Source organism: Veillonella seminalis (genome assembly GCF_003992065.1).
Lineage (GTDB): Bacteria > Bacillota > Negativicutes > Veillonellales > Veillonellaceae > Veillonella_A > Veillonella_A seminalis.
Genome location: NZ_RQUZ01000014.1, coordinates 17716 through 30578 on the forward strand (window position 1 = coordinate 17716; position 12863 = coordinate 30578).

General features: G+C 42.2%; 8 protein-coding genes. 2 read left to right on the plus strand and 6 right to left on the minus strand.

Annotated features, from left to right (window positions below; genetic code table 11):
• The first annotated feature begins 183 nt into the window (after positions 1-183).
• On the plus strand, positions 184-1446 hold the full coding sequence (locus EO126_RS09420; protein WP_006556935.1) for a DEAD/DEAH box helicase: 1263 nt from the start codon (positions 184-186) through the stop codon (positions 1444-1446).
• A 166-nt stretch (positions 1447-1612) separates the two neighbouring features.
• On the opposite strand, the gene EO126_RS09425 is transcribed toward EO126_RS09420, so the two are convergent.
• Positions 1613-4066, minus strand: a complete 2454-nt coding sequence (locus EO126_RS09425; protein WP_006556936.1) for a DNA topoisomerase III — start codon at positions 4064-4066, stop codon at positions 1613-1615.
• A gap of 272 nt (positions 4067-4338) precedes the next feature.
• Here EO126_RS09425 and EO126_RS09430 point away from each other — a divergent pair, with 272 nt between their 5' ends.
• On the plus strand, positions 4339-5934 hold the full coding sequence (locus EO126_RS09430; RefSeq protein ID WP_006556937.1) for a peptide chain release factor 3: 1596 nt from the start codon (positions 4339-4341) through the stop codon (positions 5932-5934).
• Between the two features lie 622 nt (positions 5935-6556).
• Here EO126_RS09430 and EO126_RS09435 read toward each other — a convergent pair.
• The 5 genes from EO126_RS09435 to EO126_RS09455 all read right to left on the minus strand — a co-directional run bounded on the left by EO126_RS09435 (position 6557) and on the right by EO126_RS09455 (position 12861).
• Entirely contained in the window at positions 6557-7399 is an 843-nt protein-coding gene (locus tag EO126_RS09435) for a polysaccharide deacetylase family protein (RefSeq protein WP_006556938.1), read from the minus strand.
• A 220-nt stretch (positions 7400-7619) separates the two neighbouring features.
• Complete coding sequence (gene rsmA / locus EO126_RS09440) at positions 7620-8480, minus strand: 16S rRNA (adenine(1518)-N(6)/adenine(1519)-N(6))-dimethyltransferase RsmA (RefSeq protein WP_006556939.1); 861 nt, start codon at positions 8478-8480, stop codon at positions 7620-7622.
• Between the two features lie 31 nt (positions 8481-8511).
• Entirely contained in the window at positions 8512-9051 is a 540-nt protein-coding gene (gene rnmV / locus EO126_RS09445) for a ribonuclease M5 (RefSeq protein WP_006556940.1), read from the minus strand.
• Between the two features lie 229 nt (positions 9052-9280).
• A complete protein-coding gene (locus EO126_RS09450; protein WP_006556941.1) occupies positions 9281-10285 on the minus strand; it encodes a 3D domain-containing protein in 1005 nt (334 codons plus the stop codon).
• Positions 10286-10746: 461 nt separating this feature from the next.
• Positions 10747-12861 (minus strand): RNA degradosome polyphosphate kinase, encoded by a 2115-nt coding sequence (locus EO126_RS09455; RefSeq protein WP_006556942.1) that lies wholly within the window; start codon positions 12859-12861, stop codon positions 10747-10749.
• Between the last annotated feature and the right edge of the window lie 2 nt (positions 12862-12863).

The following is a 12863-nucleotide window of genomic DNA, read 5'->3' on the forward strand; positions in this document are numbered from 1 at the left end:
ATATCGATTCTTTTATATAAATCTTCTACATATGATATAATAAAAATATATTTAGCTAATTTAATGCCAATGATTCCTACTTATTGAGCGAAATCAAATTTTAACTGCTAATTAATGAAGTTACCTATTCCCCTATAGGAATCATTACTCAAAGTATTACTAATTAAAGATAAGGAGATATATATGAAATCATTTCAAACACTCGGCGTTGTGCCTGAGCTTATAGAGTCCTTGGCTAAACAAGGAATTAAAGAGCCTACGCCTATCCAAGAGCAAGCTATTCCGCCGGCCTTTAAGGGAAACGATTTAATCGCCATGGCCCAAACCGGTACCGGTAAAACATTAGCCTTCCTTCTTCCTGTATTGCAACGCGTTAACGTTGAAGTTTTTCAGGAACAGGCACTTATTATTGCACCGACTCGCGAACTGGTAAAACAAATTGCCGATGAAGGTAAGGCTATCGGCGATATTTTAGGTGTGGATATTCTCCCCCTCATCGGAGGTCGCACTATTGAAGGTCAGTTACAACAACTCGGTCGTCGCCCTCATGTAATCCTGGGTACTCCGGGCCGTTTATTAGATCATGCAACACGCGGTTCCTTACATCTTGATACTGTACGCCGTGTAGTACTTGACGAAGCGGATCAAATGCTCCATATGGGCTTTTTGCCGGACGTTGAATCACTTATTGAAAAAACCAATGCCAATCGCCAATTACTGCTCTTCTCCGCTACCGTACCGGACCGTATTCGCAGCTTGGCCAAAACCTATATGAAAAAACCGATGTCCGTAACCGTAAAGGGTAATAATGTAACCTTAGATACAATCGAACAAAAGGTTATTATGGTAAAACCGGAAGAAAAATTGGACCGCTTAATGGCTCAACTCCGCGAAGATAATCCATATTTAGCCATTGTTTTCTGCAATAAAAAAGAAGGTGCCATTAAATTATCCTACGAATTGACGGCAGCAGGCTTTAATATCGGCGAATTACACGGCGATTTAACACAGGGACGACGCACTCAAATATTGCGTGACTTTGCTCGTGCGCGCACACAAATTTTAGTTGCTACCGATATTGCCGCTCGCGGTATTGATATCGAAGGCATCAGCCATGTATATAATTATGATGTTCCTCACGATGTAGATTATTACATTCATCGCATCGGCCGTACCGGTCGCGCCGGCACAAACGGCATTGCTATTACCTATGCTACTCAAGCCGATGAACCTTGGCTTCGCCGTATTGAACGTGCCATCGAGGCAACTCTTACAAAATACACAACCGACGGTCAGGTTAAAACTAAAGGTCGTGCCCAAGCACCTAAAAAAGCCACCGTTTCTAAAAAGCCGGCTATTAAATCTTCTTATCAGGCTACCAAAGCCAAACGTCATAAAGCTACCGGCCATAAAGGCGTAAACACTAGACGTCGTCGCTCCCGTTAAGACCGACCAATAACAAACTTCTGTTGTAAGAAATAGAATAATAGAATACTTCTAGTTACTAACACAAATAGGACTACTCATTAACACAAAGTTCGACGAACAACGTGCTTATACGAGTAGTCCTATTTTTATAGGTAAGTCATCTTACCATATTTAGTTTCTTTTGTTATTTGAAAACAACCGGCTTACCGTCCACATCTGCTACTGTAGTACGGCACTTAGGCTGATTGGCACAAGTCCAACTGATATTACCGTTACGAGAAACAGCCACCAAATACCCTTCACCGCAACGTGGGCATTTATACTGTAAAGTCCCCCGTTCCTTAGCCGCAGCCAGTGCTGCTGTCACCTGCGGATCTATAGCTTCATCATTTGTAACCCCAAAACGAGCCCGATTATTATTGGTCCCCAGCGAATTTAATTGCCCCGGATTTGCCGAAGTTCCGGCAACCGGTTTGGTAAAGTTACACTTTGGATACGCCGTACAGCCGTAAAACTCACCGAATTTACCGTTTCGAAGTTGCAATTTCCCCTTTCCGCAACGCGGACAATCCTCCAGTTTACTCAACTCTTCTTGAGATAAATTTCCTGTCCTGCCGTTGCGATTAACCGCATTTCCGTTTTCCGCCCCATTTGGGCGCTTAACAGTTCGCACCGTACTCACAATATGGAATCCGTCCGTATCAAGACCGTCCATATTCATACCGCTATTGGCTTTATTAATCAGGCTCTTTAAGAACTCAACTTGATCGTTTAAAAAAGAATTTAATGTATCTTGTCCTTCGCTGATAGCCGCCAAGCGTTCTTCCCAAAGAGCTGTCTCATCGGGATACAGCATTTCTTCCGGCAACGCATCCACCAAAGTATAGCCCAATGCAGTAGGCTGAATTACTTTCTTTTTACCCTTGGCAGACATAAATTTACGGGTTATAAGCTCATCTATAATGGTAGCCCTTGTTGCTTCCGTACCAATCCCCGAAACCGCCTTTAATTGCTTTTTCAACTCTTCGTTTTTCACATATTTATGAATCTCTTTCATAGCTTGCAACAAAGTAGCTGCCGTAAAACGACTCGGCGGTTTGGTTTGTTTCGCATCAATGGCAATATTATCTACTTCGACGGCATCTCCCTTTTTCACATTAGGCAATTCGCCGCTCTCTTCAATCGGTTGTTTACGTTTCTTACCGGATTCCTGAGCATCTGAATCCTCATCATTTGGCGCCATGTCGTCCGAATCATTAGTATCATCCGCCGAATCGGCATCCTTCTTAGGTTTCTGATACAAAGCCTTCCAACCGACTACTAATATAACTCGACCGTGAGCGACAAATTCCTCATCACATTGTGTCACAGTTAAGCGGGTTTGTTCATATTCATGTTCCGGATAAAACTGCGTTATATACGACTGAGCTATAAGGAAATATATATTTCGCTCCATCTCCGGCAAAGTCGCCATATTACAAGCCACTGTCGTAGGGATAATCGCATGGTGAGCTGTGATTTTCTTATCATTCCAAGCCCGCGATTTAATGGATACATCGGCTCCCTGTGCCCATTCGCCGATAACACCGCTGTTTTTACTTAAATTCTGTAAAATAGCATGACGATCTTCAAATTGATTGTTCGGTAAATAATCACAATCGGAACGCGGATAGGTAGTCAATTTCTTTTCATATAGTTTTTGAGCCGTATCCAATACCTGCTGCGGATCGTAGCCATATGCTTTTCCCGCCACAACCTGCAAAACCGATAAAGATAAAGGCAACCGTTGAGCCTCTTTCTTTTTCGTCTTTTCACGCTTAGAAATAACGCCTGTTTTACCGTCCATCAACCGCTTTGCCAATTCCTCGGCAACGGCCTTTTTAATTAAACGCCCTTCCGGATCGAGGCCAATCTGATCATCTTTAGGCTGCCAAGTGGCCCAAAAGCTGCCGTTTGGATGTTTATATAAGACTTTTAACGTAAAATAGTCTACCGGCACAAAGTTTTCCAGTTCCCGCTCACGACGAACTACAAGCGCCAGTGTCGGCGTTTTTACACGACCGATTGGAAAGGTAACTTTATTTCCCTGACGCCGTTGCTGTAAGGTATATGCACGGGATAAGTTCATCCCTATGAGCCAATCCGCACGAGCTCTGGCCAAAGCGGATTGTTGCAAATTATAAAAATCTTTATTATCTCGCAAATCGCCCAAAGCCGCACGAATTGATTTTTCATCGAGCGCATTCAGCAAAATACGTTGTACCGGTTTTTGATTATTAACATATACTAAAATCTCGTCAATCAATAACTGTCCTTCGCGGTCCGGGTCACCGGCGTTAACAATCGTATCCGCATCTTCAATCAGTTTTTTTATCGTTCGGAACTGCTTGGCACTGCTTTCCGTTATTTTGAGCTGCCATTCATCCGGCACAATCGGCAAGTCCGCCGCATTCCAACGCTGATACCGTTCATCATAATCACCGGGTTGCAATTGCTCCAGTACATGTCCGAAGGCCCAAGTCACCACATCATCGCCTTGCACAATAAAACCGTCGCGTTTTTGTACATTCTTTTGCTCCGGTAAATATTTACTTATTTCTCGCCCCATGCTGGGCTTTTCGGCAATAAATAATCTCATAGGCCCTCCTTTGTCTGTTCTATTATACACTAAACCGAACGTACATAAAAGGAACAGACTCGCACCAATAGTATGAATCGTCACTAATAATATGAATCGACACCAGTGATATGAATCAGCATCAACGGTGCTATTGATAGTTGAATGAATCATCACGTTAAACATTGCTGCTTAATTGTCAATCAATTAAATTTAATAAAATGAATTTAATGACAAAAGCCCCGTCAGTAGTATATAATTTTAAAGATAGATAATTTGTATGAGGTGACAACATGACATTCTTAGAAGAAGTTAAACGCCGACGCACGTTTGCGATTATTTCGCATCCGGATGCCGGTAAAACTACATTAACTGAAAAATTGCTCCTTTACGGCGGTGCGATTCACTTGGCCGGTTCCGTAAAGTCTCGTAAAACTCAAAAATATGCCGTTTCCGACTGGATGGAAATCGAAAAACAACGTGGTATCTCCGTAACCAGCTCTGTACTCCAATTCGATTACGACGGTTGCCGCGTCAATATCTTGGACACCCCGGGTCACCAGGACTTCTCGGAAGATACGTATCGTACATTGATGGCTGCCGACAGTGCCGTCATGCTCATAGACGTAGCGAAAGGCGTGGAAGCTCAGACGAAAAAACTCTTTGCCGTTTGTAAAGAGCGCGGTATTCCTATTTTTACCTTCGTCAACAAAATCGACCATTTCGGCCGCAATCCGTTCGATCTTATGGAAGAAATTGAAAACTCTTTGGGCATTCGTGCCGTGCCTATGAACTGGCCGGTGGGCATCAACGGTGAATATCAAGGTATCTATGACCGCGAAACTCACACGGTTGATCTTTTTGCCAAAGACGAAACTCACGGTCAGCAGAAATTGGCTTCTACCAAAGAATCTGTAGATGATCCCGCATTCCGTGAATTATTGGGCGAAGAAGTTCACCAATCTTTAATTGATGACATTGAACTTCTCGATGTTGCCGGTGACGAATTCGATTTCGAACGCGTACGTGCCGGTGAATTAACCCCTATGTTCTTCGGCTCCGCCATGACCAACTTCGGTGTTAAACCGTTTTTAGAAAAATTCTTAAGTCTCGCTCCATCACCGGCTCCTCGTAAAGCCTTGGAAGAAACTGTAGAAGCTACTTCCGAAGACTTCTCTGCTTTCGTTTTCAAAATCCAAGCTAACATGAACCCTAATCATCATGATCGCATCGTCTTCATGCGCATTTGCTCGGGTAAATTTGAAAAAGGCATGTCTGTATTACATCGTCAATCGGGTAAAAGCATTCGTTTGGCTCAACCTCAACAATTCTTGGCTACCGAACGTACCATTATTGATGAAGCCTATCCGGGCGATATCATCGGTGTATTTGACGCCGGTACCATGGGCGTTGGCGATACTCTTTGTGCTTCAAATCACAAAGTAACCTTCGGCGACTTCCCTATATTCCCACCGGAATTCTTTGCTCGTGTCAGTCCAAAAGACACGATGAAACGTAAACAATTCCAAAAAGGGATGACGCAATTGGCTCAAGAAGGTGCTGTCCAAATTTTTGAACAGCCGCATTCAATGGACTCCTTCATTGTTGGCGCTGTCGGTATGCTTCAATTTGAAGTATTACAGTACCGTTTGCGTAATGAGTACGGTGTTGAACCGATTACCGATTCCCTTCCTTACAGCGTTGCTCGCTGGGTAAAAGGTGACGTTGATATTAAACAACTCAAAGGCCTTGATAATGCCATGGCTGTTAAAGATAATCGTGGCAGAACCGTTATTTTGATCAGTAATGAATGGCAAATGGGCTGGGTTGTGGAACGGAATCCTGATGTGGTCTTCTTAGAAACGCCGACGCTGAATGAAGAGGTTTAGGTTTTTCTTTGGCCGGTAAATCCTTAAATTCAATAATATAAAATAGAGATGGTTTGAGCCAAAAAGTGACTGTGCTTTTTGGCAGATAAATTCTTAAATACTTAGTATAAAATAGAAATGGTTCGTGCCGAAAAGTGACTGCGCTTCGCTTGTAAAACTTTTCTTACACGAACCATTTCTATTTCTTTTATATCATCTCAATTTAAGACGTTATCTGCAAAAAGAGAGCTCTACAAAACTTCTTCCCCAAACCATCTCTATTTATATGTCATCTCAATTCAACACTTTACCGGCCAAGAGAAAATTCCCTGTCCCCTCTTTTATTCAGCGTGCGGCAGTACTCTAATTCAGGCCCGCAGCAGGATTCCGTAGAGGATGAGAGATTGGAAAAGTGAGAAGTTATTCCTCTGAATAGGATACCTAAATTACCGCCCCCGTTGTTGCTGTGAATAAGCCCACACCACAAAAAGAAGAACTCGCATAAGAAAACTATTGCTATGGAATAGCCTAGTTTTCGTTGCGAGTTCTTCTTTTTACCTCCCCCACACACTGAACAAAGATCCCACGCAAGGAATCTTTTGATACGAAGTAGCCAGATTCCGGTGTGGGACCTTTGTTCAGCTTAGAATAACGGCACGATGGATGCCAAGGTTGGATGGTTGTGAGCGAGCAGGAAGTCACGTAATGACCACAAGCCGCCGATAATTTCTACGTAATGCAGACGTAATTGCATACTGAGTAACGGATTGTCGCCTTCAAATACAGGTATGCGATTCAGGTTAAAGCGGTTTTCACCGGTTCTGGCATTACCTGTATCAACGGTAAATGCTAAGCGATAACCTGCCGCCTGAGCCAAGGCATCTACCTGCGGATTAGTAAATCCGCACGGATAAGCTATGTATTGTACCGGATGCCCTAAGGTGGCTTCCAAAATGTCTTTAGATTTGCTAAATTCGGTAGCCACCGTATTAGCCGACATTTTAGTCAGATCCTTATGGGAATAAGTATGTGATTCTATTTCAAATACATGACTTGCTTCCATTTCTTTCAACTGTTCAGCCGACAAAAATCCGGGTGCGCCGATAGAGTCGCCAATCATAAATAGTGTAGCTTTCATGCCGTATTCTTTTAAGATTGGCATAGCTTCAGTATAGTTATCCACATAGCCGTCATCAAATGTGATTACAATCGGTTTACTTGGCAACGGCAAATTGTTTTGCAAATAACCGTATAATTCTTCCATGGTAATCGCATGATAACCTTGTTCTTGTAAATATGCCATTTGACTTCTAAAATCGGATGTTTTCATTGTCAATGGCGAAAATTTTTCATCATTCACTTGATGATAATTTAAAACCGGCACTCCCCGCAATGTATATACCGGTGCCGTAAAATAAAAAACGAGCGCCGCAAATACAACTAAAATAGCGGTAACACCTAACACTTTACCCAAATTACGTAACATTACGTATAACTCCTATATTCAACTTATTAACTATATTTGATTGTTAATATACGCTTCAATTTTAAACTTCAAAAATCCTGACTGATAAATTCAGATATCAATCAGGATTTAATTATACTTTTAAAAATACCGACTTAAGCTAAAGTACAAAACATCCTTTTAATAGCAGGCGCTTTACCTTAAACGGCAATTTACGCGACGCTTTACCTTAAACAGAAATTTATGCTTTACCGTAAAGCTCATGCCAAGCATTGGCTAAAGCAGCAAAATCATCCAAAGTGAACGTTTCACCACGTAAATTACCGTCAATGCCGGCTTTTTCCAAAATAGCTGTTATCTGCTCTTTGGCAAGCCCCGTGGTCTTCATAGTATTGCTGAAGGTTTTGCGACGCTGTGCAAAAGCTGCTTTAATTACACGGAACAAAAGCTTTTCATCAGCTACTTGTACCGGCGGATCTTTACGCAAACGACAGCGAATTACCGCGCTGGTCACTTCAGGCGGCGGTAAGAAAGATTTCGGCGATACCTCAAATACGATATCCGGTTCCGTATAGTATTGAACCGCAACCGACAAGGCACCGTATGCTTTTGTCCCCGGTTCGGCTACCATGCGTTCAGCCACTTCTTTTTGAACCATAACAACCAAACGCTCTATAGGAAGTTTCATTTCCAATAAAGACATAATAATAGGCGTCGTAATGTAGTAAGGCAAATTGGCCACCACTTTAAACGGCTTATGGTTCATAAGTTCCGGAATATTTACTTTTAAAATATCTCCGTGAATAATATTTACATTGTCATAGCCTGCCAGCGTTGTATCTAATACCTCCAGCAAGCGTCGGTCTAATTCGACGGCCGTAACGTCTGCTTTACTCTGGGCTAAGCCCTGCGTAAGCGTACCGATACCCGGTCCGATTTCCAATACCGGTTCACCCGGTACCAGCTGGGCGGCTTTAACAATATCATCTACTACATGACGAGAGATGAGAAAGTTTTGTCCCAACTTTTTACTCATGTGAATACCAAAGCGTTTACATATATAATGTACTACTTCAGGACTCGCAATAATTGATTCCAGCATATATTTCCTTTCAACTGAGAAGGTAAAAATCCTAACCGATCATAATATCGCGCATGGCATCATTAAAGCCTTCACGTGTCACGCCATAATGATTAAGACGATATAAAAACTGCTTGCTATTACCATACCCGATACCTAATTTAGCACCGGCAATAGCCCGATTGTCCGCACTGCGCGGTGAACCGGTTAAGTTATGAGCTACCATATCCTGCATGGTAAATTCTTCCGAAGACTCAAGCGACTGCGTATGCAGTTTACCCAACGCTTCACGAATAGCTTCCGGCGGAGCCTGTTCAATCCCGATATCGTCATTAGCCGTTGCCAAATCACGAGAAATAAACGCATGTTGCGCATCCGGAAATTTTTTGGCCAAAAAACGACGAATTTGTTCGCCCGCCCTGTCAGGGTCGGTAAAAATAATAATACCTCTTTTTTCATAGGCAACTTGTATTTGCTCCAACACCCCTTTGCGTAAAGTAAATCCTTCGGTAGCAATACAATCAGCCTCTACAGCTTTGGCAATTTGCTGAATATCAGATTTGCCTTCGACTACGATTACTTCTTTTAACATAAGTATTTCCTTTCCACAATGGCCTAATAATCAACTGTGAATAAAATAGGGTTTTTAGCTACTTAATTTTACCAAATTTTTCAAAAATAATAAAGAAGGGGCTATAACGAAATGCACATCAAACCGCATTTCGTTACAACCCCTTCTTACGACGAGTTTACATATTTAATTACTGTAAAACGAATTACTCGAAACTAAGCTTTATAAAAGCATATTTCCAAAGCTGTAATTACTGCAACACATAAACTTCAACGGAGCGGCGACCAAATTCCATCGCCTCACCATAGGATTCCATTAAAAGATCAATCTTATGACCTCTAATTGCTCCGCCGGTATCCGCTGCTATAGCCATGCCATAGCCCGGAATGTAAAGTCGTGTGCCCAATGGAATCACGTTAGGATCCACGGCTACAACGCCTCGTCTGGCTACCATGCCGGTAGCCGTGATGCCTCGACCATCACCATCACCCGGTAAGTACGCTGACGCTTCCATAGTCAGCACCTCGCGATAACGTACTACCCCACGAGAAGTTTCTACTGCATCTCGTGTACCTTCTTTGATGATTGTCGGTACCATCCGTTTAATATCATTCTGACTAATAATTTGCTTTTTAATTTCCTTACCATCCTGGTACAAGATTTCTTCCTCAACGGAAACCAAACCCGGAGTCCCTTCTTGGACTACTGTTTGTTCACCGATGCTCATGGAGTCATCTCGCTGACGAATAACCTGTACTTCTACAGGCTGTTCGTAAGTTTTTACAGAACGACCGGTTACATGAGCTATAGCAACTTCACTGCCTGCTTGCAGGTGTTGATTACCATCGCTCAATGGTACGTAATTAGGTGCATGATATCCCAACTCATCAGCTAAACCTTGGGCTGTCGTTTGAACGGTCATTACATCTTTCGCAACGCCGTCAACCGTTACTTTTACAGGAAATGCTCGAAGAACTGTTATTTGAGTTCCGTTTTGCAAAGTCGGTGTACTTAAAAGTACAGCATCTTTGGCCCCGAGCGAGATCCCGGCATCATGTAAAATGCCCTCCGCTGAGTTGAGGTGTGTCTTAACAATCTGTGTCTGACCATCAGCCATTACAGTAACGGCTTTTTCATTCCAAGCAAAACCGGAAATCGTCATAAACACGACTGCTAAGAGTAACAGCAAAAGTGACGTATGACGCTTTATGAGGGTCGTCATATTCTTCTTTTGCATTACTAGATATTTTGTCATCTAATCCCTCCTACCGGGCTATTCTACCACAAAGAGATATAGAGCGTCAACTTAGCGGCCGGGCGATGCATATAAATGCAGGCATTTCAGATTTCTCTCATGTTTATGTTTTTTGTTATTTTCAGTCTGTGTCTTTTTACAGTGTACAAAAAATGGCTATCATTATATTTATTTATTTTATTTATAATCTCTTCATTTTTCTTTTATTCTATTTTAGAATAATTACACAATTAAAAATTCACCTCCCCCACAACGCCCATGTACAAAGGGCTCACAGTTCCAATGTTAATAATCAAAAAGAAGTACCGACTTGAAAACAGTAAAACAGTTTCCATTTGAGTCGGTACTCCATTAAGAAAAAATATTTGATTTTCTAAAATTTCCACGAAAATGTATTTAAATGTTTTTGAAGTCAACTCGCTGTAATCAGCACTTCAAAAATAAACGATTCGTGTAAAATATTACTCTTTATACATTGGTTGCATCTGTTCCACAACGGTTGGTTTTGGACGTTCGCTAGCCTGTTTAGCTTCCTTCATCAAGCTTTCTTGAGCCGAAATCTTATCGGTCTTGCTGACCAATTTGCGATAGGAACCGTCTGTTCGCATTACATGGGCCTTCTGATTGTCTTTAAGATACAAGTCCAAAATACCGCGTACACGGTCTTTATGGAATTTATCTTCAATCGGAATCATAAGTTCCACACGTTCGTTGAGGTTACGAGGCATCCAGTCAGCACTGGACAAGAATACGCGGTCATTACCGCCATGACGGAAATAGAACAAACGATGATGTTCCAAGAAGCGCCCGATTACGGAACGCACCTGAATATTTTCACTCACTTCCGGAATCCCCGGACGCAAGGTACAAATACCGCGCACGATTAAATCGATTTTAACACCTTTTGAAGATGCTTCATAAAGCTTCGCTACTACTTCACGGTCCAGCAAAGAATTCATTTTACCGATCATATAGGCCGGTTCACCTTTTTCGGCATAACTGATTTCTTCGTCAATGAGTTCCATGATCTTTTCACGCAAGTTTAACGGTGCTACTATAAATTTATTCCAAATCGGAGGATCGGAATACCCGGAAATAAGATTGAAGAACGCCGATGCATCTTCACCGTATTCATCATTGCAGGTAAAAATACCGCAGTCAGTGTATAAACGAGCCGTTTTACCGTTATAGTTCCCTGTTGCCAAGTGAACATAACGACGAATGGCATCATCTTCACGACGAACAACCATGGTAATTTTGGAGTGCGTCTTTAACCCTTTCAAACCGTAGATAACGTGACAGCCGGATTTTTCCAAGCGACGGGCCATCAAAATGTTATTGGCTTCGTCAAAACGAGCCTTAACTTCCATGAGAACCGTTACCTGTTTGCCGTTATCCGCCGCTTTAATAAGGGACGAAATAATCGGTGAGTTGCTGCTTACGCGATATAAAGTCTGTTTGATAGCCAAAACTTGCGGATCATTGGCAGCCTGAGCCACAAAATCTTCAACCGTTTTAAACGTTTCAAACGGATGATGAACGAATAAATCGTGACGTCGAATGAGGTCAAAAATATTTTCATCTTCATGGCCTACCAAATCAGCCGGTTCACAAGACTCAAACGGCGCATAACGCAAATGGTCATAGCCTTCCAAATCGCAGAAGCTGAAATACATACATAAATCAAGCGGACCATGAGCAATAAAAGCGTCTTTCGGTTTTAACTGCAAACTGGTCAAGATGAAATGCAACAATTCATCGTCAGGCTCACCGGCCACTTCCAAACGAACCGTAGCACCGCGGCGACGGCGACGCAAAGATTCTTCCATTTCAAGGAGCAAATCTTGTGCTTCTTCTTCATCAATTTCCAAATCCGCATCACGAGTAACGCGGAATGTCATAGTTTTTAAAATATCATACCCTACGAAGAACTGATCTGCATAATAGGTGATAATATCTTCCAAATAAATGAAATATCGCTGGCCGTCACGGCTCGGTACTTCTACGATACGATCGAGAACGGAAGGAATCGGCAAAATCGCATTACGAGTGCCTTCATCTTCTTCGGTTTCTACGACCGAACGTTTAATTTGTACAACCGTATTAATTGTTTTATTAGCTAAAAACGGGAACGGATGGCCCGAATCAATGGCCAATGGCGTTACTACCGGATATACTACACGTTCAAAGTGAATACGTAACCATTCTGACTGTTCCGGTGTCAACTCCTCAGGTTTTACAAAGTGCAAACCTTCTTTGGCCAGCATTTCCATTACATGATTCAAATACGTGTATTGAACGCGTACCAAACGTTTTGCCGATTCATCAATAGCACGTAATTGAGCACGTGCATCCATATGAGCCGCATCATATTTGATAATGCCGTTTTCTTCTTGATGGCGCAAACCGGCAACGCGAATCATAAAAAACTCGTCTAAATTGGAACTGGTAATCGCAATAAAACGCAATTTTTCCATCAATGGATTCGTATTGTCTATCGCTTCTTGAAGGACGCGTTGATTAAATTTTAACCATGATAATTCACGGTTAAAGTAATATTTATAGTTTTCAAACATGC

What these genes read in the sequence shown, in the direction of transcription:
- EO126_RS09420 (WP_006556935.1), top strand. Translation starts at nt 184, where the DNA reads ATGAAATCATTTCAAACACTCGGCGTTGTGCCTGAGCTTATAGAGTCC.
- EO126_RS09425 (WP_006556936.1), bottom strand. Translation starts at nt 4,066, where the DNA reads ATGAGATTATTTATTGCCGAAAAGCCCAGCATGGGGCGAGAAATAAGT.
- EO126_RS09430 (WP_006556937.1), top strand. Translation starts at nt 4,339, where the DNA reads ATGACATTCTTAGAAGAAGTTAAACGCCGACGCACGTTTGCGATTATT.
- EO126_RS09435 (WP_006556938.1), bottom strand. Translation starts at nt 7,399, where the DNA reads ATGTTACGTAATTTGGGTAAAGTGTTAGGTGTTACCGCTATTTTAGTT.
- rsmA (WP_006556939.1), bottom strand. Translation starts at nt 8,480, where the DNA reads ATGCTGGAATCAATTATTGCGAGTCCTGAAGTAGTACATTATATATGT.
- rnmV (WP_006556940.1), bottom strand. Translation starts at nt 9,051, where the DNA reads ATGTTAAAAGAAGTAATCGTAGTCGAAGGCAAATCTGATATTCAGCAA.
- EO126_RS09450 (WP_006556941.1), bottom strand. Translation starts at nt 10,285, where the DNA reads ATGACAAAATATCTAGTAATGCAAAAGAAGAATATGACGACCCTCATA.
- EO126_RS09455 (WP_006556942.1), bottom strand. Translation starts at nt 12,861, where the DNA reads ATGTTTGAAAACTATAAATATTACTTTAACCGTGAATTATCATGGTTA.